General features: G+C 65.3%; 19 protein-coding genes and 3 pseudogenes. 14 read left to right on the forward strand and 8 right to left on the reverse strand.

The window, feature by feature from the left end; translation table 11 throughout:
- Nucleotides 1-18: 18 nt before the first annotated feature.
- Both ACVWZM_RS23965 and ACVWZM_RS23970 read left to right on the forward strand, forming a co-directional pair.
- Nucleotides 19-1,223, forward strand: a pseudogene (locus tag ACVWZM_RS23965) (cytochrome P450).
- A 53-nt stretch (nt 1,224-1,276) separates the two neighbouring features.
- On the forward strand, nt 1,277-2,503 hold the full coding sequence (locus ACVWZM_RS23970) for an ABC transporter substrate-binding protein (RefSeq protein ID WP_456855129.1): 1,227 nt from the start codon (nt 1,277-1,279) through the stop codon (nt 2,501-2,503).
- A gap of 200 nt (nt 2,504-2,703) precedes the next feature.
- Here the strand turns inward: ACVWZM_RS23970 and ACVWZM_RS23975 are convergent, their stop codons facing one another.
- Nucleotides 2,704-3,357: an isochorismatase family protein gene (locus ACVWZM_RS23975; protein ID WP_076831037.1), complete on the reverse strand. Its 654-nt coding sequence runs from the start codon at nt 3,355-3,357 to the stop codon at nt 2,704-2,706.
- 150 nt (nt 3,358-3,507) lie between these two features.
- Here ACVWZM_RS23975 and ACVWZM_RS23980 point away from each other — a divergent pair, with 150 nt between their 5' ends.
- Complete coding sequence (locus ACVWZM_RS23980) at nt 3,508-4,458, forward strand: helix-turn-helix domain-containing protein (protein WP_456855130.1); 951 nt, start codon at nt 3,508-3,510, stop codon at nt 4,456-4,458.
- A gap of 223 nt (nt 4,459-4,681) precedes the next feature.
- Here ACVWZM_RS23980 and ACVWZM_RS23985 read toward each other — a convergent pair whose 3' ends face one another.
- Together ACVWZM_RS23985 and ACVWZM_RS23990 are read right to left on the reverse strand one after the other, a co-directional pair.
- On the reverse strand, nt 4,682-5,956 hold the full coding sequence (locus ACVWZM_RS23985; protein ID WP_456855131.1) for an NAD(P)/FAD-dependent oxidoreductase: 1,275 nt from the start codon (nt 5,954-5,956) through the stop codon (nt 4,682-4,684).
- Nucleotides 5,957-6,071: 115 nt separating this feature from the next.
- A complete protein-coding gene (locus tag ACVWZM_RS23990) occupies nt 6,072-7,478 on the reverse strand; it encodes a DHA2 family efflux MFS transporter permease subunit (RefSeq protein WP_456855132.1) in 1,407 nt (468 codons plus the stop codon).
- 193 nt (nt 7,479-7,671) lie between these two features.
- Between ACVWZM_RS23990 and ACVWZM_RS23995 the strand changes: the two genes are divergently transcribed.
- The gene (locus tag ACVWZM_RS23995; RefSeq protein WP_057019474.1) at nt 7,672-7,980 is read left to right on the forward strand and encodes a hypothetical protein; all 309 of its coding nucleotides are present in this window, start codon (nt 7,672-7,674) and stop codon (nt 7,978-7,980) included.
- 35 nt (nt 7,981-8,015) lie between these two features.
- Nucleotides 8,016-8,912, forward strand: a complete 897-nt coding sequence (locus ACVWZM_RS24000; protein WP_253638518.1) for a sigma-70 family RNA polymerase sigma factor — start codon at nt 8,016-8,018, stop codon at nt 8,910-8,912.
- Between the two features lie 219 nt (nt 8,913-9,131).
- Here the strand turns inward: ACVWZM_RS24000 and ACVWZM_RS24005 are convergent, their stop codons facing one another.
- Nucleotides 9,132-9,680, reverse strand: a complete 549-nt coding sequence (locus tag ACVWZM_RS24005) for a DUF805 domain-containing protein (protein ID WP_456778677.1) — start codon at nt 9,678-9,680, stop codon at nt 9,132-9,134.
- A 394-nt stretch (nt 9,681-10,074) separates the two neighbouring features.
- Here ACVWZM_RS24005 and ACVWZM_RS24010 point away from each other — a divergent pair, with 394 nt between their 5' ends.
- The 5 genes from ACVWZM_RS24010 (at nt 10,075) to ACVWZM_RS24030 (ending at nt 14,841) form a co-directional block, all read left to right on the forward strand.
- Nucleotides 10,075-11,247 carry an ABC transporter substrate-binding protein gene (locus ACVWZM_RS24010; RefSeq protein ID WP_168859335.1) on the forward strand — a complete coding sequence of 391 codons (1,173 nt, stop codon included), beginning with the start codon at nt 10,075-10,077 and terminating at the stop codon, nt 11,245-11,247.
- 239 nt (nt 11,248-11,486) lie between these two features.
- A complete protein-coding gene (locus ACVWZM_RS24015) occupies nt 11,487-12,404 on the forward strand; it encodes a branched-chain amino acid ABC transporter permease (RefSeq protein WP_018269575.1) in 918 nt (305 codons plus the stop codon).
- Nucleotides 12,401-13,348: a branched-chain amino acid ABC transporter permease gene (locus ACVWZM_RS24020; RefSeq protein WP_375166544.1), complete on the forward strand. Its 948-nt coding sequence runs from the start codon at nt 12,401-12,403 to the stop codon at nt 13,346-13,348. Before ACVWZM_RS24015 ends, ACVWZM_RS24020 begins: the two co-directional genes overlap by 4 nt.
- Before the next feature lie 4 nt (nt 13,349-13,352).
- Nucleotides 13,353-14,120: an ABC transporter ATP-binding protein gene (locus ACVWZM_RS24025; RefSeq protein WP_168858701.1), complete on the forward strand. Its 768-nt coding sequence runs from the start codon at nt 13,353-13,355 to the stop codon at nt 14,118-14,120.
- A 7-nt stretch (nt 14,121-14,127) separates the two neighbouring features.
- Nucleotides 14,128-14,841: an ABC transporter ATP-binding protein gene (locus ACVWZM_RS24030; RefSeq protein WP_456785533.1), complete on the forward strand. Its 714-nt coding sequence runs from the start codon at nt 14,128-14,130 to the stop codon at nt 14,839-14,841.
- A 157-nt stretch (nt 14,842-14,998) separates the two neighbouring features.
- Here the strand turns inward: ACVWZM_RS24030 and ACVWZM_RS24035 are convergent, their stop codons facing one another.
- A complete protein-coding gene (locus ACVWZM_RS24035) occupies nt 14,999-15,574 on the reverse strand; it encodes a TetR/AcrR family transcriptional regulator (RefSeq protein ID WP_028340504.1) in 576 nt (191 codons plus the stop codon).
- A 121-nt stretch (nt 15,575-15,695) separates the two neighbouring features.
- Here ACVWZM_RS24035 and ACVWZM_RS24040 point away from each other — a divergent pair.
- Nucleotides 15,696-16,022, forward strand: a pseudogene (locus ACVWZM_RS24040) (enolase C-terminal domain-like protein); the annotation flags it as partial.
- Between the two features lie 145 nt (nt 16,023-16,167).
- On the forward strand, nt 16,168-16,794 hold the full coding sequence (locus tag ACVWZM_RS24045; RefSeq protein ID WP_456855133.1) for an enolase C-terminal domain-like protein: 627 nt from the start codon (nt 16,168-16,170) through the stop codon (nt 16,792-16,794).
- Nucleotides 16,795-16,925: 131 nt separating this feature from the next.
- Here ACVWZM_RS24045 and ACVWZM_RS24050 read toward each other — a convergent pair whose 3' ends face one another.
- Together ACVWZM_RS24050 and ACVWZM_RS24055 are read right to left on the reverse strand one after the other, a co-directional pair.
- Entirely contained in the window at nt 16,926-18,362 is a 1,437-nt protein-coding gene (locus ACVWZM_RS24050; protein WP_310882343.1) for a glutamine synthetase family protein, read from the reverse strand.
- 187 nt (nt 18,363-18,549) lie between these two features.
- Entirely contained in the window at nt 18,550-19,908 is a 1,359-nt protein-coding gene (locus ACVWZM_RS24055; RefSeq protein WP_456855134.1) for an aromatic ring-hydroxylating dioxygenase subunit alpha, read from the reverse strand.
- A 123-nt stretch (nt 19,909-20,031) separates the two neighbouring features.
- Here ACVWZM_RS24055 and ACVWZM_RS24060 point away from each other — a divergent pair.
- Nucleotides 20,032-20,818: pseudogene (locus tag ACVWZM_RS24060) on the forward strand (IclR family transcriptional regulator domain-containing protein).
- Between the two features lie 146 nt (nt 20,819-20,964).
- Here ACVWZM_RS24060 and ACVWZM_RS24065 read toward each other — a convergent pair.
- Entirely contained in the window at nt 20,965-21,957 is a 993-nt protein-coding gene (locus tag ACVWZM_RS24065) for a helix-turn-helix transcriptional regulator (RefSeq protein ID WP_256527828.1), read from the reverse strand.
- An 80-nt stretch (nt 21,958-22,037) separates the two neighbouring features.
- On the opposite strand from ACVWZM_RS24065, the gene ACVWZM_RS24070 reads away from it, so the two are divergent.
- Complete coding sequence (locus tag ACVWZM_RS24070) at nt 22,038-23,570, forward strand: benzoate-CoA ligase family protein (protein WP_456855135.1); 1,533 nt, start codon at nt 22,038-22,040, stop codon at nt 23,568-23,570.
- Nucleotides 23,571-23,613: the final 43 nt, after the last annotated feature.

Genomic DNA, 23,613 nt, shown 5'->3' on the forward strand with positions numbered 1-23,613 from the left:
AAACCTCGGGAGGTCCCGATGACTGCAACAGAAGCTGCGTCCGTCCCGCATCTCGACGTCGATCCGTTCGCGCTCGAGTTCTTCGCCGATCCATTCCCGACCCATGAGCGGCTGCGCGAGGCCGGGCCGGTGGTCTATCTCGACAAGTGGAATGTCTATGGCGTGGCGCGCTACGCCGAGGTCCATGCGGTGCTGAACGACCCCGCGACCTTCTGCTCCAGCCGCGGCGTCGGCCTCAGCGACTTTTCAAAGGAGAAGCCGTGGCGGCCGGCGAGCCTGATCCTGGAGGCCGACCCGCCCGCCCATACCCGGACCCGCGCCGTGCTGAGCACGGTGTTGTCGGCGACCGTGATGAAGCAGCTTCGCGGGCAATTTGCCGCCGCCGCGGAGGCCCGCCTCGATGCGCTGCTGGAGAAGCGCAGGTTCGACGCGATCGCGGACCTTGCGGAAGCCTATCCGTTGTCGATCTTCCCGGATGCACTCGGCCTGAGGCCGGAGGGCCGCGAGCATCTGCTGCCCTACGCCAGTCTGGTGTTCAATGCCTTCGGCCCGCCGAACGAGCTCCGCAAGGAGGCGATCGAGCGCTCGGCGCCGCATCAGGCCTATGTTGCCGAGCAATGCCAGCGCGACAATCTCACCCCGGGCGGCATCGGCGCCTGCATTCACGCCCATGTCGATAGCGGCGCCATTACCGCTACCGAGGCGCCGCTGCTGGTGCGCTCGTTGCTGTCGGCCGGTCTCGACACCACCGTCAACGGCATCGGCGCCGCCGTCTACTGCCTCGCCCGCTTCCCCGACCAGTTCCAGAAGCTGCGCGCCGATCCGACGCTGGCGCGCAACGCCTTCGAGGAAGCCGTGCGGTTCGAAAGTCCGGTCCAGACTTTCTTCCGCACCACGACGCGCGACGTCGAGCTCAGTGGAGCCAGCATTCCTGAAGGCGAGAAAGTGCTGATGTTCCTGGCAGCGGCCAATCGTGATCCGCGCCGCTGGGAAGCGCCCGATAGCTATGACATCACTCGTCGTACGTCGGGCCACGTCGGCTACGGTTCGGGCATCCATATGTGTGTCGGCCAGCTCGTCGCCCGCCTCGAAGGGGAGGTGATGCTGGCGGCGCTGGCGCGCGTCGTGTCGCCAGGATCGACATCACCGGCGAGCCGAAGCGCCTTTTCAACAACACGCTGCGCGGGCTCAGCAGCCTGCCGGTCGAGATCACGCCGGCCTGACGAGACGCTCAAGACCAGCAAAAGGTCGATTGAGGAAACATGGGAGGGAGACGATGAGGGGCTTCGGGGTTGGGCGATCTAGGATTGGACTTGCGCTGGCACTGGCCTGCGCCGCGGGCAGCGCACGCGCGGAGATTTCCGGCGACGTGGTCCGCGTCGGCGTGCTCAACGACATTTCCGGCATCTTCCAGGACACCAACGGCATGGGTTCGGTGGAAGCCGCGCGCATGGCCGCGGAAGATTTTGGCGGTGGCGGCAAGGGCATCAAGGTCGAGATCGTCTATGCCGATCACCAGAACAAGGCCGACGTGGGCTCTGCGATCGCGCGCAAATGGCTCGATGTCGAAGGCGTCGATGCCATCGTCGACGTACCGAACTCGGCGGTCGGGCTCGCCATCAACACCATCCTGCGCGACTCAAGGATGACGTTCCTGGCGTCGTCGACCGCGAGCTCCGATCTCACCGGCAAGGCCTGCTCGCCGAACACCATTCAATGGGTCAACGACGCCTGGGCCACCGGCAACACCACCGCGGCCGCGATGATGCAGCGCGGCGGCAAGGACTGGTATTTCGTGACCGTCGATTATGCGCTCGGCAAAGGCATTGAGGCTGAAGCGACGAACTACATCGAGAAGCACGGCGGCAAGGTTTTGGGCTCGAGCAAGCATCCGCTCAGCACGTCGGACTTCGCGTCGTTCCTGCTGCAGGCGCAGAGCTCGAAAGCAAAAGTGATCGGGCTCGCCAATGCCGGCGGCGACACCATCAATGCGGTGAAGCAGGCGGCCGAGTTCGGCATCCAGCAGGGCGGCCAGACGATGGTGGCGTTCCTGCTGTTCGTGAACGACATCCACGGCATGGGCCTGAAGGTGGCGCAGGGCCTGCAGTTGCTGGAAGCCTTCTACTGGGACATGAACGACGACACCCGCGCGTTCGCAAAACGCTTCGCCGCGCGTCCCGGCATGAACGGCAAGATGCCGAGCGGCAACCAGGCCGGCGTCTATGCCTCGACGCTCGCCTATCTCAACGCGGTCGCCGCCACCGGCAGCGACGACGCCAAGGCGGTGGTGCCGCAGATGAAGACCTTCAAGGGCAAGGACAAGCTGTTCGGCGACACCACGATCCGCCAGGACGGCCGCGTCGTCCACCCGATGTATCTGTTCGAGGTGAAGAAGCCGGAAGAGTCGAAGTACCCCTACGACTATTACAAGCTGATCGCGACCATCCCGGCCGACCAGGCGTTCCGCCCGCTGGCCGATGGCGGCTGCTCACTGGTGAAGTGAGATCTTCGCCGCGAATGCTGCTGCGCTCCCTCTCCCCTTGTGGGAGAGGGCTGGGGTGAGGGGTATCTCTGCACACGGCGTACGGACCGGAGAGACCGCAACCCCTCACCCGGATCGCATTGCGCTTCGCTTCATGCGATCCGGCCTCTCCCACAAGGGGAGAGGCAGACCGAATGTGCGATGCGCTGTTCGTGAACTCGCTACGCCGCCTTCGAACCCGCCACCTTCACCCGCGCCAGCATCTCGGCCGCCGTCATCACATGTGCCGTTGAGAATGCGAGGATCGTCAGCGTGGCGCGGTGTACTTCGTCGGCGGACAGCGCGCCCTGGCCGACATCGGGATAGTCGAACGTGCCGGTCGCGTCCGACAGGAAGACGACCTTGTAATTGTGGAACATGGCGTCGCGCGCGGTGGCGTGGCAGCAGTTCTCGGTCGTGGTCCCCGAGATGATCACAGTGGTGATGCCCCATTCACGCAGGATGAGATCGAGATCGGTGGCGAAGAACGCGCTGTAGCGGTGCTTCTTGATGACGTGCTCGCCGGGGGCGGGGGCGAGGTCGTTGAAGATCTCGACGCCCTCGCTGCCGTCGACCAGCGACGACCGGTCGGCGATCGGCGAATAGAGATCGTCATAGAGCCCCATGTCGCTGCCGTCGCGGCGATGCACATGCGCGGTGTAGATGACGCGGATGCCCTTGTCCCGGCAGGCCTTCAGGGTCTGCGCCAGCCGCGGCACCATGGCAGCGGCTTGGGCCGAACGCAGCTTGGCGCCCTCGGCCACGAAATCGTTCTGCATGTCGACCACGATCATGACGGTTCGCGCCGGATCGATGGTTTCGCATTGGTAGCCCATATGGTGCCTCCTCTCCTGGTGGGAGATATTTTCTACACCGGCTGCGGCGGCCGTTCTTGGCTGCGCCGGCCAGTCGCTGGTCTCTGCTTGCCAGAAGGGAGGGCTGGACGCAGAATGTCCCGCTGCCGGGTTGGGCGGGAGCAAGGTCCGATGCAGACCCTAGATCACACAGTCGTCGCGCAAACGCTTGTTGCGCCGGGTGACAGTTTCGACCGCTGGCATCACGTCACCTGCCGCGAATTCTCGCTGACCGAATGCCGCCGCGTCGCCAACGAGGCGTTCCAGGCGTCGATCTCGATCCGCCATCTCGGCCCGCTTGCCATCAACGACATCTGGTCGTCGACGCCGGCCGCCGACCGCATCCGGGTGATGCGCAGCGCGAGCGACGTCCGCAGGGATCCGCGCGACTATTTCATGCTGTGGCTCACGCTGCGCGGCGAGGTCAGCTTTGCCCAGGGCGGCCGCGACGTGCGCATGCGCCGGGGCGATCTGATGCTGCATGACCAGGCGCAGCCGTTCACGCTCGAATTCGCCCCGAGCGCGCGCGCGATCATGGTGTCGATCCCGCGGCCGCTGCTGCTCGTGCGCCTGCCGGATGCGCAGCGCCTGACGGCGCGGCGGGTCGGCAACGCGTCGAAAGTGGGAGCGCTGGCGGGATCGCTGATCCGCCGGCTGACGCGGCTCGACGACGCGGCCGGACCTGCGGCGATACGGCTTGGCGCGGCGGCGCTCGATATTTTCGCAACGACGCTGCAGACCGAGCTGACGGACGACGGGCTCCAGCGCGGCGACGAAAGGCTGGCGCGGGTCAAGGCCTACATGCTGGCCAATCTCGACGATCCCGGGCTCGATCTCGATGCGATCGCCACCGCGCAGAACATGGCGCCGCGCACGCTCAATCGCCTGTTTGCGCGCGAAGGCACGACCCCGATCCGATGGCTGTGGCAGCAGCGCCTCGCCGCCGCCTATCAGGCGCTGGCGGAGCGGCGCTTCAGCCATGTCACCGATGTCGCGCTGAGCTTCGGCTTCAGCGACGTCTCGCATTTCAGCCGCGCCTTCAAGGCCGCGTTCGGCCGCTCGCCGCACCAGGTGATGGGGTGAGAATGCGTACAGCGCTGAGAGGCTAAGACAGATTGTTATCCGTCATCCTGATGAGGTGCGAGCCTTGCGGCGCAAATTGCGGCGCTGGGCGAGCCTCGAAGGATGTACGGCCACTAGCGGGGCCGTCGATCGTTCGAGACGCGCGTGCCGCGCTCCTCCAGCGACAAAGGCGGAGCCTTTGCGCGGGGATGACGGATAACAGGATAGCGCAGTGCCGAGTCACCTACTGCGCGACCTTGCTGCTGCCTTGCGTGATCAGCCGTGCTGCGCGCTGGTCGCGGGTGTGGATCCAGAGCCAGTTCATCGCCACCGCAATCCGATGGCGCACGCCGATCAGGAAGTAGATGTGGGCGAGGCCCCAGATCCACCATGCCAGCGAGCCGCGCAGCTTGAGCCAGCCGAAATCGATCACCGCCTTCTTCTTGCCGATCTGGGCGAGGCTGCCGGCATGCTTGTAGCGGAACGGCGGCAGCGTCTTGCCGTCGAGCCGGGCCTTGATCAGCGCGGCGACATAGCGTCCCTCCTGCTTGGCGGCCGGCGCGATGCCCGGCACCGGATTGCCGTCGGGATCCTTGATCGTGACGGTGTCGCCGACGGCGAAGACATCGGGATGGCCCGGCACGGTCAGATCCGGCTCGACCTGCAGTCGGTGGGCGCGATCGGCCGGTGCGTTCAGCCACTCGGCGGCGCGCGAGGCGCGCACGCCGGCGGCCCAGACGATGGTGCGCGCCTCCAGCCTCTTGCCGCCGAACACCACGCCGTCGGCCGAGCATTCGGTGACCGGCTCGCCCAGCATCACCTCGACGCCGAGCTTTTCCAGCGACGCTTGCGCATAGGCCGAGAGATCGTCCGGGAAGCCGGCCAGCACGCGCGGGCCGGCCTCGATCAGCACCACGCGCGCCTTGCGCGTGTCGATGTGACGAAAGTCTTGCGGCAGCGTGTCCTTGGCGAGGTCGGCGATGGTGCCGGCCATCTCGACGCCGGTCGGGCCGGCGCCGATGATGACGAAGGTCAGCAGCGCCGCGCGCTTGTCCGGATCGGTCTCGCGCTCGGCGCGCTCGAAGGCGACCAGGATACGCCGCCGCAGCGTCGTCGCGTCCTCCAGCGTCTTGAGGCCCGGCGCGAACGGCTCCCATTCGTCATGGCCGAAATAGGCGTGGCGGGCGCCGGTGGCGAGGACCAGCGTGTCGTAGGGAATGCTGCCGCCGTCGTCGAGCGCTACCCGCTTCGCCGTGGCGTCGATGCCGCAGACATTGGCGAACAGCGTCGTCACCTCGGGCCGGTCGCGCAAGAGATAGCGGATCGGCCAGGCGATCTCGCTGGTGGCAAGCGAAGCGGTCGCGACCTGATAGAGCAGCGGCTGGAACAGATGGTGGTTGCGACGGTCGATCAGCGTGATCTCGACCGGCGCCCCTCTGAGACCGAAAGCGGCTTCCAGGCCGCCGAAGCCGGCGCCGACGATCACCACGCGATGAGGTTTGGCCGGCGCTTGCGTCATCTGATGTCGCTCCCGGTTTCGAACGGCTTCGTCGTTTGATTATGTATTCATTCGCAGCCCCATTCCAACACGAAATGCCTGATCGCCCGATAGCAAAACCCAATCGCCGCAAGCTTCACGCATCCTGCGGCGCGGCCGCGGCCACGGCCCGCCGCCGCATCGGCAGGAACAGTCCCGCGACCGCGCCGGCGAATGACAGCGTTGCGGCAAGGCTCATCGCCGACGCGAATCCGCTCGTGAAATGACCGGATGAATCGGCTGCGCCATCGGCGGAGAAGCTCGCTACCAGCGCCGCGATACCGAACATGCCGCCGAGGAAGCGGCCCATGTTGAAGACGCCCGACGCCTTGCCCATCTCGCTGACGGCGACCGCACCCAGCACCGCGTTCTGCGCGGCCGGCATCGCCATCGATACGCCGACGCCGGCGAGCACCAGCGGCGCGACCAGCGCCGAATAGGGCACTGCGGGGCTCACGATCTCGCTGATCCAGCCGAGCCCGATCGCCTGCATCAAGAGGCCGGTGACGACCAGCGTGCGCTCGCCGAACCGGTTGACCGCGGCGCCGGCGATCGGCGCGGTGACGAACAGCGTCGCCGTCCACGGCAGCAGACGAAGCCCGGCGCCGAAGGCGTCGAAGCCGAGCGCGATCTGCAGGAACTGCGGCAGCAGGAACAGCACGCCATACATCGCGGCGTAGAACAGCACGCTTGCGGCCATGCCTGACGCAAACGGCCGTGCCGCGAACAGCCGCATCGGCACCATCGGGCTTGTGGCACGCAGCTCCCACAGCACGAACAGCGCCGCCAGCGCGACGCCGGCGATCAGCGCGCTCGTCACTTCCGCGCTGGCCCAGCCGACGCCGTTGCCGCGCAGCAGGCCCCAGACCAGCGCCAGCGCCGCGAGCGCGACCAGCGTGAGGCCGGTGATGTCGAGCGGCGCCGTCGGCCCAAAACTTTCGCGCAGGCGCGTGATCACAAGGGCGATCGCGATCAGGCCGACCGGTAAGTTGATCCAGAAAATCCAGCGCCAGCCGAGATGCTCGGTGATGAAGCCGCCGATCGCGGGACCTATGATCAGCGCGCATCCGGTGATGCCGCTGAAAATGCCGAGCGCGCGGGCGCGCTCCTCCCGGCCGAACGCGCCGCTCAGGATCGCCATCGCCAGCGGCATCACCAGTGCCGCGCCCGCGCCCTGTAAGGCGCGGGCGGCGATCAGGGCCGCGGCGTTGCCGGCCAGCGCGCAGGCCGCGGACGCCACGACGAACAGGCCGATCCCGGCCGCGAACATCCTGCGCCGCCCGAAACGGTCGCCGAGCGCCGCGCCGGTCAGGAGCAGCACCGCGAAGGTCAGGTTGAAGGCATTGACGGTCCATTGCAGCGTCTCCACGGCGCTTCCGAAATCGGCGCGGATGGTGGCGAAGGCCGTGGTCATGATCATGGCGTCGAGCGCCATCATGAAGGATGCCAGCGCGGTGAGGCCGAGCACCCAGCGCTGTTCGGCGCGCTCTCGAGGGGTCTGCATGGTCGTTCTCCGTTGCTGCGCCGCGAGGTTGCGGCGCGCTTCGCCGGCAAGGACGAACCGGAACGGGCAAAGGATGCGGCGAAGAACTATTTTTGAATTTATTTTTGCCGGACCGCATCCTTTGGCGGTTCGCAAACGTCCTTGGGTCTGACGCGGCCGGTTCGGGCCGCAGAACCAGGCCAAGGAGGCCGCGATGAGACGGACCCTGATCAGGTACAAGGCGAAGCCGGAGATGGCGGAGAAGAATGCAGCGCTGGTGTCGGCCGTGTTCGCCGAGCTGAAGGCGGCGAGGCCCGACGGCGTGCGCTATCTGACCCTGCGGCTGGAGGACGATACCTTCATCCACATGGTCGAGACCACGGCCGAGGACGGTTCGAGCCCGATCCCGAAACTGGCCGCGTTCCAGGCGTTCCAGGACGGCATCCGCGATCGTTGCGCCGAGCCGCCGCTGGTTCGCAGTGCGGTGATTGTCGGGAATTATCGTATGCTGGATGAGCCGTGAACCGGCGGGCAGTGCACCGATCTGGCGGAGCCATCATGACGTCACCACACCAAGCGCCGGCCGCGACCGACGTCGACACGCTGTTGGCGGCGATGCGGCCGAGGCTGCATCGCTACTGCGCCCGCATGGTCGGATCCGTCATCGACGGCGAGGATGTGCTGCAGGACGCGCTGATCAAGGCGGTGGAAGCCTTCGGGTCCGCCGCGCCGATCCAGAATCCGCAAGCCTGGCTGTTCCGGATCGCGCACAACACCGCGCTCGATTTCCTCAGGCGGCGCAACCGCCAGGAAGCGCTCCACGCGCCGGAGGAGGTGGACATGATGGCCGGAGAGCTCGATGATTTGGGCCGCCGCGAGATCGCCGCGACCAGCCTGCGCACCTTCATGCGCTTGCCGGTGGCGCAGCGTTCCAGCGTGATCCTGATGGACGTGCTCGGCTGCTCGCTGCAGGAGATCTGCGGCATCATGGATTTCAGCCTGCCCGCGGTGAAGGCCGCGCTGCACCGTGGACGCACGCAGCTGCGCGAGTTTGCCAGCGAGCCGGACGACGCGCCGCGGCCCGGCCTGTCGCCGGCCGATCGCGTCAGGCTCAACGCCTATGTCAGCCATTTCAACGCCCGTGACTTCGACGCCATCCGCGCCATGATCGCCGATGACATCAGGCTCGAGCTCGTTAACCGCACGCGGCTGAACGGCAAGGCCGAGGTGTCGCGCTACTTCGGCAATTATTCGAAGATCGACGACTGGCACCTGGTGACCGGACAGGTCGAGGGACGGCCCGCGATCTTGGTGTTCGACCCGACCGCTCTGGACGCGCCGCCGCGATCGTTCATGCTGCTCGACTGGTCGGCCGACAAGGTTGCGACGATCAGGGATTTCCGCCACGCGTCCTATGCGATCGACGGCGCCGAATGGGCGGTGGACAAGGGGTAATCGGCCCTCGCCGCCAGCCTTTGGCTCAGTGATCGCGCGGCAAATTCCGCGTCGTCCCGGACAAGCCAACGGGTCGGCGCGAAGCGCCGCCCGATGACAGGCTCCGCGCGATCCGGGACCCATAACCACCAATGGGAATCGTCTTGGTCGCTGGGGCCCCAGCGCTCTTCAACAATCTGATCCTGTGGTTATGGGTCCCTGCTGTCGCGACGACGGCTGCTACCGCGTCTTGCCGCCGAACTCGCCGTTGGCGATCCGTGCGACGCGGCTACCGCCTGCGGCCGGCGTACTGCGTCTTTCGAACGGGCCATCGCCGCCGGTCTCGCGCGGCGATGGCGGGGCTTCTTCGTAATAGCCGCCGCTCCGCCAGACCAGCAGGACGATGTTCATTGCGCCATTGACGGCGGCGCCGACCACCGTTTCGGTGTGCTGATAGGTCAGCGCATATTCGGGAAATCGTCCGGCAATCGCCCTGTCGAGCACGAGGAGGGCGATCCATGCCGCCATCACGCAGACCGGATCCCAGCCCATGTCGCGCACCCGCATCGATTGCAGCATGAAGCAGATGACGAGCATGCCGTAGAAGGCAATGACCAGCACGGAGTTGCTCGATGCCTGCGCCAGCAGCACGTCCATACTGCCGCTCGCCGGTGCGTTGCCGGTGACGCCGTAGACCAGCATCATAAAGCCGAGGCCCACCACGAAGGTGCAGAAGAAGAAAGCCAGTCGGCCCATCCGGGCATTGAAGCCGAAGATGTAATTCAGCATGTGACGCACCCCTTTGGCGGCAGCGTCGGCCAGGGATGCTTTCCGGACCATGAAGCCCGCAGGCGCTTGCCGGCCTGTGGTTTCCGGGTGCTTTACCGGATCGTTAAAGCCTGCTGCAGTGCGGGCGTGGGTCGTTGCGGAAGGCCGGTGCCTGCGACAATCGTTGCCCACGCAACCGGCATTATATTTCTTGCCATGGTCGATTTAGACGAATTATGATGCAAGGTGCTGGGGTATGCGCCGAAGGTTCTAAGTCAGCGCCGTCGGTTCATGCTTGCTGCAGACTTGCGATATCGCGCACAAAATACGTCACAGAACGACGCGCGCAAAGCGTGACCCCCCGGGCCCTCGTGATCGAGCCTCGTGGGATCTTTGGTTGAGGAGGGGAGTGAATATGAAAAAGGCATTTTGGCTGGCAGGCGCCATGGCTATGGCGCTGGCGCAGCCCGCGATGGCGGCTGACAGCGTCAAGATCGGCTTCGTCTCGACCTTCAGCGGTCCGACCGCCGTGATCGGCAACGACATGCGCAATTCCTTCGAACTCGCGCTCGACCATCTCGGCCGCAAGATCGACGGCAAGCCGGTCGAGGTGATCTACGAGGACGACCAGCAGAAGCCGGATGTCGGCAAGCAGAAGACCGAGAAGCTGGTGCAGTCCGACAAGGTCGACTTCATCGTCGGCTACATCTGGTCGAACGTGCTGCTGGCGTCGCTGAAGACCGCGGTCGATTCCAAGACCTTCCTGATCTCGGCCAATGCCGGTCCGTCGCAGCTCGCCGGCGAACTGTGCTCGCCTTACGTGTTCTCGACCTCCTGGCAGAATGACCAGACCCCGCAGGCGGTCGGCACCTACATGAACCAGAAGGGCGTCAAGTCGGTGTTCCTGATCGGCCCGAACTACGCCGCGGGCAAGGACATGCTGGCCGGCGTCAAGAGCACGTTCAAGGGCCAGGTCGTCGGCGAGGAATATACGGTGTGGCCGAGCCAGCTCGACTTCTCCGCCGAGCTCACCAAGGCGAAGAACTCCAAGGCCGAGTCGATCTTCGTGTTCTATCCGGGCGCGGCCGGCGTGCAGTTCCTGAACCAGTATGCGCAGGCCGGTATCAAGCAGCAGATTCCGCTCTACACCGCCTTCACCATCGACGAATTGTCGCTGCCGTTGCAGAAGGACAATGCGCTCGGCGTTCCCGGCGCGCAGCAATGGGTCAACGACCTGCCCAACGAGGAGAACAAGAAGTTCGTCGCCGACTACCGCAAGAAGTATCCCGGCCTGCGGCCGACCTTCTACGGCGCACAGTCCTACGACGCTGCCAACCTCATCAACAGCGCCGTGGTCGCGGTGAAGGGCGACCTGACGAAGAAGGACGCGATGAAGGCCGAGATGGAGAAGGTGAACTTCAAATCGGTGCGCGGTCCGTTCAAGTACGGCAACAACCACATTCCGATCCAGAACTTCTATCTGCAGGACGTGGTCAAGGACGCCGAGGGCCAGCTCTCGCTGAAGACGGTCGCGACCATCGTCAAGGACGACCAGGACCGCTTCCACGACAAGTGTCCGATGAAGTGATTGTCGGGCGTCTTTTTGGCGCGCGGCTTGCTTCTCTTTACCTCGCCCCGCTCTTGCGGGGAGAGGTCAATCGCGAAGCGATTGGGTGAGGGGCTCTTTACCGGCATTCGGTTTGCGGAAAGAGCCCCTCACCCCAACCCTTCTCCCCGCAAGAGCGGGGCGAGGGAGAACCCGCAATGTGCAATGCGGCGGCGTGCTTGCGCTGCCGCTGTTTTGTTTCAGCCCGGTATGAAGGATCCATGTATCTCGTCGTCGAACAACTGCTGAACGGCCTGCAATTCGGCCTCCTGCTGTTCCTGCTGGCGGCCGGGCTGACGCTGGTGTTCGGCATCATGGACTTCGTCAATCTGGCGCACGGCTCGCTCTACATGATGGGCGCCTATTTCGCGGCGACCTTCGTGGCCTGGACCGGCAGCTTCGTGCTCGGCGCGCTGATGGCGCTGGGCGCCACGCTGCTGCTCGGCATCGTGCTGGAATATGTCGCGCTCAGGCATCTCTATGGCCGCGACCATCTCGACCAGGTGCTGGCGACGTTCGGTCTGATCCTGTTCTTCAACGACGCCGTCCGGCTGATCTGGGGCCCGGCGGGCCTCGCGCTGCCGCTGCCGGCCTGGCTCACCGTGCCGGTGCAGATCATTCCCGGCGTTTACTATCCGGCCTACCGCCTCATGATCATCGTGGTCGCGCTGGCGGTCGCAGCAATGCTCTATCTCGTCGTGATGCGTACCCGCATCGGCATGCTGATCCGCGCCGGGGCCTCCAACCGCGAGATGATCGGGGCGCTCGGCATCAACATCAAGCTGCTGTTCACGCTGGTGTTCGGCCTTGGCGCGGCGCTCGCCGGCCTCGCCGGGCTGATGCAGGCACCGATCCTCACCGTGCAGATCGGCATGGGCGAGAACATCCTGATCCTGGCCTTCGTCATCATCGTGATCGGCGGCATCGGCTCGATCCGCGGCGCGTTCATGGCCGCGATCTTCGTCGGCATCATCGACACGATGGGCCGCGCCTTCCTGCCGGACCTGCTGCGCAAGGTGCTGAGCGGGGCGGCGGCGTCCACCGCGGCGCCGGCGCTGTCCTCGATGCTGATCTACCTCCTGATGGCCATCATCCTTGTGCTGCGGCCCGAGGGGCTGTTCCCGGCGGCCAAACGATGATGCGAAAGCTCAACGTCTCCAATGCGGTCGCGGCGCTGATGTGCGCCGCCCTGATGCTGCTGCCGCTCTATTCGGCGGTCACGGGCAATATCTTCATCCTCACGCTGTTCACCCGGATCGTGATCTTCGCGCTCGCCGCCGCGAGCCTCAATCTGATCATGGGCTATGGCGGCATGATGAGCTTTGGCCACGCCGCCTATCTCGGCATCGGCGGCTATGCCGTCGGCATCCTCGCCGCCGAGGGCATCGGCTCCGGCTTCATCCAGTGGCCGGTGGCGCTCGCCGTCTCGGCGCTGTTTGCGCTGCTGATCGGCGCGCTCAGTTTGCGCACCCGCGGCGTCTACTTCATCATGATCACGCTGGCCTTTGCGCAGATGGCCTACTACATCGCCTCCGCGCTGTCGCGCTACGGCGGCGACGACGGGCTCACCGTCTACAAGCGCAGCGATTTCGCCGGCCTGATCAACCTGTCGGATCGCAACCAGTTCTATTACCTCTGCCTGGCCTGCCTGTTCGGCGGCCTCTACCTGATCTGGCGCATCGTCAATTCGCGCTTCGGCCTCGTGGTGCAGGGCGTCCGCTCCAACGAGCAGCGCATGCAGGCGATCGGCTTCCATGCCAATCGCTACCGCCTGGTCTGCTTCGTGATATCAGGCACGATCTGCGGCCTGGCCGGCGCGCTGCTTGCCAACAACACCGATTTCGTCAGCCCCGCCGTGATGTACTGGACCCGCTCCGGCGATCTCATGGTGATGGTGATCCTCGGCGGCATGGGCTCGCTGTTCGGTCCCGTCATCGGCGCGATCGTCTATCTCCTGCTCGAGGAGCTGCTGTCGCAGTTCACCGAATATTCGGGGCTGATCCTCGGTCCGGTGCTGCTCCTGATCGTGCTGTTCGCGCGCGGCGGCATCATGGGCCTGCTCGGGAGGATGCGCCGTGGCTGATTCCTTGCCTGATCCCTTGCTCCGCGTCGACAATCTGGTCCGCCGCTTCGGCGGCATCACCGCGACCGACAACCTCTCGATGGAGGTGGTGCCAGGCGAATTGCACGCCATCATCGGCCCCAACGGCGCCGGCAAGACCACGCTGATCAGCCAGCTCACCGGACAGGTGATGCCGAACTCCGGCACCATCCGCTTCGCCGGCCGCGACGTCACGAACCTGCCGTCCTACAAGCGCAGCCGCCTCGGGCTGGCGCGCTCGTTCCAGATCACCTCGCTGCTGAAGGATTTCTCCGCGATCGACAATGTCGCGCTGGCGGCGCAGGCGCATGACGGCCACTCGTTCCGCTTCTGGGGCAATGCGCGCAAGGAACGGCATCTGCGCGAGGCCGCGCGCGCGGCGCTCGAGCGCGTCGGCCTCGGCACGCGCGCCGATATCGTGGTGTCGCAGTTGAGCCATGGCGAGCAGCGCGAGCTCGAGCTCGCGGTCGCGCTCGCCACCAGGCCGCAACTGTTGCTGCTGGACGAGCCGATGGCCGGGCTCGGCGTCACCGAATCTGCGCGGATGGTCGCGCTGCTGAAGGAGCTGCGCAAGGAAGTCACCATCGTGCTGGTCGAGCACGACATGGAGGCGGTGTTCGCGCTGGCCGACCGCATCACGGTGCTGGTCTATGGCCGTGTCATCGCCTGCGACGTGCCGGATGCGATCCGCAAGCACGACGAGGTCAAGCGCGCCTATCTCGGCGAACAGCATGCGGTGACGCGCCATGGCTGATACCAGAATGGCTGAAACCCTGCTTGAAGTGGATGGCATCGAGACCTGCTACGGGCTGAGCCAGGTGCTGTTCGGCCTGTCGCTCCAGATCAAGTCGGGCGAGATGGTCGCGCTGATGGGCCGCAATGGCATGGGCAAGACCACGACGATCCGCTCGATCATGGGCCTGACGCCGGCGCGGTCAGGCGCCATCCGCTTCGCCGGCGAGGCGGTGCGCGGCCTGCCGTCCTACAAGATCGCAAAGCTCGGCATCGGCCTGGTGCCGGAAGGCCGCCAGATCTTCCCCAACCTCACGGTGCGCGAAAATCTCGTCGCCGCGTCGGGCAATCGCTTCAGTGCCTCCGATCCTTGGACCATCGACAGGATCCACGCGCTGTTTCCGCGGCTCGCCGAACGCACGAACAATATGGGCGTCACGCTGTCCGGCGGCGAGCAGCAGATGCTGGCGATCGGCCGCGCGCTGATGACCAATCCGAAATTGCTGATCCTCGACGAGGCGACCGAGGGTCTTGCGCCCCTGATCCGCGACGAGATCTGGAGCTGCCTGTCGATGCTGAAGGAGCGCGGCCAGTCGGTGCTGGTGATCGACAAGAACGTCGGAAACCTCGCCCGCATCGCCGACCGCCATTACATCATCGAGCGCGGCCGCACGGTGTGGAGCGGCACCAGCGAGCAGCTGCTCGCCGAGCCGGATCTGCAGCACAAGTATCTCGGGATTTGAGCAGCAAGCATTGCCGTATCGCCGTCATCCTGAGGAGCCTGCGTAGCAGGCGTCTCGAAGGATCGATGGCCCGGCTGGTGGCCGTGCATCCTTCGAGACGCGCTACGCGCTCCTCAGACTCTCAGGATGACGGATCAGAGAGGCGGGCTGCCGCGGCTTATCGTGAAGAGCCTCGCAGCAGTCGTTTCGCTGCGTCGGCCGCTGCTGCTGCATAGGCGCGATCGCCATGCACCAGCATCAGGGAGATCGCGCCCTCGGACAGCAGCCAGATCTCGCGTGCGCGGCGGTCAGCCTCGCGGACGCCGGCGCGCTTCAGCAGCGCGCCGAGATGGGTTTCGAGCAAGGCCTTGTGCCGGCGCGCAATTGCGCGTGCGGGATGGCCAGGGAGATCGGCCAGCTCGATGACCAGCCTGGTGAATCCCGAGCCGGCCCATCGCGGCCTGTCTGCCCAGACCGCGAGGTCGCGGAACAGACCGTCGATGATCGCCGCCGGCGAGCCGGATAGCTTGTCGCCGAACGTCGCGAACGCGGCCAGGGCCAGTTCGTTCTGAGCTTCGAGCACGAAGGCGAGCAGCTGATCCTTGCTTTGAAAATGATTGTAGAGCGTGCGCTTCGTCACCCTCGTCGCCGATGCGATTTCGTCCATGCTTACGCGGCTATATCCGCGCTGTCGAAACAGGACGTATGCGGCAGCAAGGATGCGCCGCCGTGTCGGTTCTGCAGATCGCGCCATGCAGTCACCTCTTAAATATACCGGGTAGTGAATTTACATCGGTTGAAAAACCAATTGGAATGGCTTCCGGGATTTTTCGGCCCGCGCCAGCCAGCTTCCTCGCGCTGCGAAAGCCATTGCCATGCCCGATTCGTTGACGCTCAGAGAAATCAAAGCTCGTCCGGTGGTGCTCAAGCTGAAGCGGCCCGTGGTCGCGCGCATTGTCACGATATCGGAGTGGCCGCTCGTCCTCATCGATCTGGTGACGGAGGAGGGCATTGTCGGGCGAAGCTATCTCGAGCCTTACATCGTGAAATCGCTGCGATATCTGGTTCCGGCGTTGCATGATCTCGGCGAATTGCTCAGAGGTCGGAGCGTGGCGCCTGTCGAGTTGTTCGAGGCGGCGCGCAAATCGCTTCACTTTGTCGGCTATGAGGGATTGTCGATGATCGCGGCGTCGGGCCTCGACATGGCCGCGTGGGATGCGTTGGCGAAAGCCGCAAACAAGCCGCTGTGCGTGCTGTTGGGGGCGACGGTCGGCGCCGTGAGATCCTACAATAGCAACGGGCCTTTGGCTGAAGGAGCCGGCCGCCGTCGCGGCCGAGGCTTTGGAATTGCGCGACGAAGGAGGGTTCTCAGCCCTGAAATTGCGCCTCGGCAGAAGCGATCCGCGCGAGGATCTGACGACCCTCGACGCCGTTCGAAAAGCAGTCGGGGATCGCATGCATTTGATGGTGGACTACAACCAGGGGCTAAATCTCGCCGAAGCCATCGAGCGGTGCCATACGATCGATGACTATGGCCTCGACTGGATCGAGGAGCCCGTCGTCTATGACAATCTCGACGGGCACGCCCGACTGGCGGCGGAGCTGAAGACGCCGATCCAGATCGGCGAGAACTTCTATGGTCCGAGGGAGATGCATAAGGCGATCGCGAGAAAGGCCTGCGACCTGGTGATGCCGGATTTCATGCGTATCGGCGGAGTGACGGGCTGGATGCGGGCGGCTGCGATCGCCGGCGCCGCGGGTATCCCCATCTCAACGCATCTTTATCCGGAAGTCGCCGCTCACGTCATGCGCGCAACCGAGACTGCTCACTGGTTGGAATGGCAGGACTGGGCCGATCCGATTCTCGAACGGCCGTATGAAATCAAGGATGGTCTTTTGCATATTCCCGACACGCCTGGTGTCGGTCTGGAATGGAACGAAGCGGCCGTCGCGGCTCACCTTGCAAGCGTCTAAAGCGCGATGAGATTGGGTTGAATCGTCATCGCGCTTTAGCTCTTTGTTTGAGCATGATCTTTGCGGAAAATCGCTTCACACTTTTCCGGATCATGCTCTAGAGCGGCGGAGCGCCTGCGCCGACGCTTCCGTCAAAACATCTCGAAATATTCGCGGTGCTCCCAGTCCGACACCTCGGCCTGGAAGCGTTCGATCTCCGCGTTCTTGATGAAGACGTAATAGTCCACGAACTCCGGCCCCAGCGCCTGACGGAAGAACGGATCGTCGTTGAGCGCGAACACGGCCTCGCGCAGCGACTTCGGCAACAGCGCGGCCTTGGCCTCGTAGGGCGTGTCGGCCGACGGGCCGGGGTCGAGCTTGCGGTCGACGCCGTCGAGGCCGGAGAGGATCTGGCTTGCCATGTAGAGATAGGGATTGGCGGCTGGTTCGCCGATCCGGTTCTCCAGCCGGGTTGCCGGATCGCCGGCGCCGCCGAGCACGCGGATCATCACGCCGCGGTTGTCGCGGCCCCAGATCGCGCGGTCCGGCGCCAGCGAATAGGAGCGGTAGCGCTTGTAGCCGTTGATGGTCGGCGTCGTGAACACGGTCGAGGCCCGGGCGTGCTCGATCAGGCCGGCGAGCCAGCCGCGGCCGAGCGCACTGAGCGGCTCGCCGGTCTCCTTGGCCATGAAGACGTTCTCGCCATTGGCGCGCGACACCAGCGACTGGTGCAGGTGCCAGCCGCTCGCGAACACGTTCGGCAGTTTCGGCCGGCACATGAAGGTCGCGTGATAGCCGTGGCGGCGCGCGATCTGCTTCACTGCCGAACGAAACAGTACCATGGTGTCGGCCGGCGCAAGACCGACAGTCGGTGCGAAAGTGAATTCGCACTGGCTCGGACCGAATTCGACCTCGACCGAGCGCAACGGCAGGTCGAGCGCGATGATGTCGCGGCGGATGATCTCGAGCGCCGGCTCCATCAGGTCGTAGCGCTGCTCGGTGAGGTATTGATAGCCGTGCGATAGCAGGCTGACCGACGGCGGCCGTCCGGGCTGGCCGGCATCCTCCGGCGCCATGTGGGCGTCGTCGAGCTTGAACAGGTGGAATTCGACCTCGAGGCCGGCGACGAAATCGTAGCCGCGGCCGGCGAGCTGATCGAGCACCTTGCGATAGAGGTTGCGGGTCGCGAACGGCACCGGCCGGCCGTCGCTGAAATAGAGGTCGCAGAGCAGCCAGCCGGTGTTTTGCGCCCAAGGCAGCACGCGGAAGGTGGTGGGGTCGGCGACCATCAGCACGTCGGCCGCGCCTTCCATCTCCTTCATGCCGAAGCCGCCGCCTGATGTGAACACCGGAAACACCGTCTTGTGCGAGGTGTCCTTGGCGAGCATCGTCGTGGTGATGGAGCAGCCGCTTTCCAGCGAGCGCACCGCTTCGCCGGCGATCAGCGTCTTGCCGCGCAGGATGCCGTGCTGGTCGGGGAACGACAGGCGGATGACTTCGAGGTTCTTCTCCTCGACAATGCGGCGGAGGCGTTGTGCGGCCTCCTTCTGCTCATCCGACCACAGGCCGTGACGCTCGACGAAGCTCACCGCGTCACTCCTTCACTTCTCCCTCGCCCCGCTCTTCGCGGGGAGAGGGTCGGGGTGAGGGGCTCTCTCCGCCGACTCGATATGCCGATAGACCTGTACCCCCTCACCCGGATCGCTAACGCGATCCGACCTCTCCCCGCAAGCGGGGCGAGGTGAAGGATACAATGCGGAGCCATTGATACCATCTTCACTCCGCCGCCGTCAGATGATGCACCTTGCCGGCGATCTCGCGCGGCACGGGAGCTGCCCATGGTGCGCCGCGGCGGCGCTTGACGTCGACTTCCATCCAGTAGAGCTCCCAGCCCTGGGTCGGGCCGATGCCGTCCATCGTGGCCGGGCCCTGGATACTGCGCGCGGAGGCGTCGTCGAGGAACAGCATCGGCTTCTCGCCGCCGGAGACCTTCTCGATCTCCTGCCGCAGCAGGCGGCGGTACTGCACGATCGCCTTGTCGCTCTGGCCGAGATGCTCGTTGGTGCGGTCCTGAATCGCCCCCATCGACTCCACTGCCCACTGGTCGTGGACATTGATGTCGGTGCCCATGCCGGTATAGGTCTCGGTCGCCTGCTCGTGCGGATCGAAGCCGTAATCGTTGCTCTTGTTCTTGCGCGACTTGTAGTCCGGCAGCGTATAGAGCTCGAGCCGCTGGTCGCGCATCTTCTGCTTGTCGACCGGCGCCGCATAGCTGGTGAAGATCGCGTACCAGTAGCAGTTCTCGTCGTCGACCGGCACGTGCCACTGCGTGATCGTCATCTCGGTCGACATCGGGATGACGAAGCCGTGCGGGAACAGCTGGTTGGTGACGCGCACATGGGTGCGCTCCGCGTCGAGCTCGCGCAGCGCAATCAGGCGCAGGCCATATTCGGTGTGCTCGACATTGATGATCGGCCGGTCATATTCGCGCAGGATCTTGGTCATCGGCATGTCGCTGCTGGCCGAGGCGCCGCGGAACTGCTTGCCGTAAGCCGCTGAGGTGTCCTCGTCCTCGAAGAAGCGATGCAGAAAGGAGGCGTGCGCCGGATCGATGCCGACCTCGAGCGCCTGCAGCCAGTTGCAGTTCATGTGGCCCTTGAACGCAAACGTATGGCTTCCGGGCGCAACGAAGCAGTCGAGCTCCGGAAAGGCGGGCGGGGCGCCTTCGCCGAGCCAGGCCCACAGGATGCCGCTCTTCTCGACTACCGGATAGGAGCGCTGCCTGATGCCCTTGCAGAGTTGCGAGCCGGCCGGCTCCGCCGGCGTCTCGATGCACTGGCCTGACGTGTCGAACAGCCAGCCGTGGAAGGCGCAGCGCAGCCCGCCATGCTCGAGCCGGCCGAAGGCGAGATCGGCGCCGCGATGCGCGCAGTGGCGGTCGATCAGCCCGTAGCTTCCGTCCTCGCCGCGGAACAGAACCAGGTTTTCGCCAAGCAGCCGCACCGGCCGAACCGGGCGCGGTCCTTCCAGCTCGTCGACCAGCGCCGCCGGCTGCCAGTAACTCCGCATCAGCCTGCCACACGGGTCCTTGCGGCCGGTGCGGGTGATCAGATCGTTCGCTTCCTGGCTCATCATGGCGGCGTCTCCCGGATTGGGTTTGTTCGCCTATTGAACGAATGTGCGAATTATGCCATGTCTGGTTTGGACAGCAAGTGCAATTTTTGAACCGTTCAAAGCCGCGACCCAACCTAAAACGCCATGCCCAAGCTGAAGCGGACCGACCAGGACGAGCGCGCCACCGACTTCGTCGAGGCGCTCGATCGCGGCCTGCGCCTGCTGCAGGTGTTTCGGCACCGTGTCGGGTCCTGCGACGCTGAGCGATCTGGCGCGCGCCGCCGATCTGCCGCGCGCCACCGCGCGCCGCATCCTGTTCACGCTCGCGCATGGCGGTTTCGTCGCGACCGACGGCAAGCTGTTCACGCTGACGCCGCATGTGCTGACGCTCGCGGGCTCGTTCCTGCAATCCAACCAGGTGGTGACGGTGCTGCAGCCGGTGCTCGATCGCATCGCGAGCGCGGCACAGGAGATCGCCTCGCTCGCCTTGCTCGACGGCGACGATGTCGTGTTCGTGGCGCGTTCGAGCCCGACCCGCGTGTTCTCCGCCGGTCTCGACATCGGCTACCGGCTGCCGGCGTTCTGCACCTCGGTCGGCCGCGCGATGCTCGGCCGGCTCACTGATGCCGAACTCGCGATGCGGCTGAAGGCGATGCGCCGCGATCCGGTGACGCCGCAGACCACGACCGATCCGAAGAGGCTGCTCGCCACCATCATCGCCGATCGCGCGCAGGGTTATTCACTGGTCGACCGCGAGGCCGAGCCGCATTTCCGCTCCATCTCGGTGCCGGTGCACCGCTACGACGGCACCATCGTCGCCGCCATCAACATGGGCGCGCATGTCGATCGCGTGCCGATGCAGGAATTGATCGACCGCTTCCTGCCGCTGCTGCGGGATGGTGCTGATGATGTGAAGAGCAGACTCTTGTAGGGGGAGGATCTCTCACACCATCGCATGGTTCGTCATTGCGAGGAGCGATAGCGACGAAGCAATCCATGCATCCACACGCGCGGAGAGATGGATTGCTTCGCTTCGCTCGCAATGACGGGGGTAGTGTTTCTTTTTGTGCTGTGAGATTACAGCGCCACGCTGCGCAGACCGAACGCGCGCGCCTCGTTCTGCAGTACCGGCCGCACGGAATCGATCAGCCGCGCGGCGGCGGCGTCGACCGAGAGGCCGGCGGTGTCGACCACCGCCGATGCGCGGGCGTAGAGCGGCTCGCGGCTGACCAGGATGTTGCGCAATTCCGCCATCGCCGAGCGGTCGTCGGCCATCGGGCGCAGATCGCCTTGGCGGCGCACGCGCGCCATGTGCTCCTCCGGCTCGGCCTTCAGCCAGATCGTGTAGAACGACGACAGGATCAAATCGAAGGTCAGCGCCTCGGAGACGATGCCGCCGCCGGTCGCCAGCACCATCAATTCCTTGCGCGCCAACAGCTGCGTCAGCGCGGCCTGCTCCATGCGGCGGAAGCCTTCCTGGCCGTACAGCGCGATGATCTCGGCGACCGAGAGGCCGTTCTGCGCCTCGATCTCCTTGTTGAGCTCGACAAAGCTCCAGCCGATCTTCTTCGCCAGCATCCGGCCGAGCGTGGTCTTGCCGGCGCCGCGCAGGCCGATCAGCGCAATGCCGGAGAACGAGGCGCGCCGCGGCGCCAACGGGCTGCTGCCGGCGAGCATGTCCTTGGCCTGCGCGATCTGGTTCGGCGACGCCTTGCGCAGCAGGTCGCGGATCACGGCCCAGTCCGGCACGGGCTCGCTGGAGGGGATCAGGTCCTCGAGATGCGCACCCATCGCGCCTGCGACACGGCGCAGCAGCACGATCGAGACATTGCCTTTGCCGCTTTCGAGCTGGGCGATGTAGCGTTCGGAAATGCCGGAAACCTTGGCGAGCACCTTGCGCGACATGCCGCGCAGGGCGCGCATCGTGCGCACGCGCTGGCCGAGCTGTTCAAGGAAGTCGGTTTCCGGGTCGTTGGCTGCGGTCATGATCCCTGTGCGACGCGCGGTCCTGACTGAATCAGACCGAGGTTCTAGGAAACATAGTGCCGATAAGGATTGACAGCAAGCCAACGTGGTGGCTTTGTATGAATTATAATTCTTAAATTCACAGGAGAGGGAAGCGTGGCACGTCCGGGTCCGAGGAGCGGAGCATGACTTACAACGCGGTCTCCTGGCTGCTCGACCGCAACGTCGATGAAGGCCGCGGCGACAAGGTCGTGTTCGACGATACGGTGTCGCAAATCACCTATGGCCAGTTGCAGCAGCAGACCCGCCGCGTCGGCAACATGCTGCGCCAGCTCGGCGTCCGCCGCGAAGAGCGGGTCGCCATGATCATGCTGGACACGGTCGATTTCCCGATCGTGTTCCTCGGCGCGATCCGCGCCGGCGTGGTGCCGGTGCCGCTCAACACGCTGCTGACCGCGGAGCAATACGCCTACATCCTCGGTGATTGCCGCGCCCGCGTGCTGTTCGTGTCGGAAGCGCTGCTGCCGGTCGTGAAGGACATCATCGCGCGGATGCCCGACCTCGAGCATGTCGTGGTCTCCGGCAAGGATGCGCATGGCCACAAGAAGCTGTCCGATGAGATCGCGCGCGAGAGCGACGTGTTCGCCACCGCGCCGACCCATGCCGACGAGCCGGCATTCTGGCTCTATTCGTCGGGCTCGACCGGCATGCCGAAGGGCGTGCGCCATCTGCATTCCAATCTCGCGGCGACCGCGGAGACCTACGCCAAGCAGGTGCTCGGGATCCGCGAGGATGATGTCGGCCTGTCGGCGGCCAAGCTGTTCTTCGCCTACGGGCTCGGCAATGCGCTGACCTTCCCGATGTCGGTCGGCGCCACCACGGTGTTGAACTCCGAGCGGCCGACGCCGGCGGTGATGTTCGCGCTGATGAACAAATATCACCCCAGCATCTTCTTCGGCGTGCCGACCCTGTTCGCGGCGATGCTGAACGACGAGGCGACCAAGGCGCAGTCCGGCGGCAATCGCCTGCGCGTCTGCACCTCGGCCGGCGAGGCGCTGCCGGAGTCGGTCGGCAATGCCTGGAAGACGCGGTTCGGCGTCGACATCCTCGACGGCGTCGGCTCGACCGAGCTGCTGCACATCTTCTTGTCGAATGCGCCCGGCGACATCAAATACGGCTCGTCCGGCCGTCCGGTGCCCGGCTACAAGGTGCGGCTGGTCAACGAGATCGGCGCCGACGTCGCGGACGGCGAGGTCGGCGAACTCTTGGTCGATGCGCCCTCGGCCGGCGAGAGCTACTGGAATCAACGGGCCAAGAGCCGCGCCACCTTCGAGGGCGCCTGGACCCGCACCGGCGACAAATACACGCGCGATGCCGACGGCCGCTACACCTTCTGCGGCCGCGCCGACGACATGTTCAAGGTCTCCGGCATCTGGGTGTCACCGTTCGAGGTCGAGAGCGCGCTGATCACCCATCCCGCGGTGCTGGAGGCGGCGGTCGTGCCGGAGGCCGATCCGGAAGGGCTGCTCAAGCCGAAGGCGTATGTCGTGCTGCGGCCGGACAGTTCAGTCGCCGGCCTGCACGAGGCGCTGAAGGAGCACGTCAAGCAGAAGATCGGCCCGTGGAAATATCCGCGCTGGATCGATGTGGTCGACAATCTGCCGAAGACGGCGACCGGAAAGATCCAGCGGTTCAAATTGCGGGAACACGAGCACTAGCTCCCCGCGTCGTCCCGGCCTAGTGCGCAATTGCGCACGGGAG

The sequence above is a fragment of the Bradyrhizobium sp. USDA 4501 genome (genome assembly GCF_054062115.1).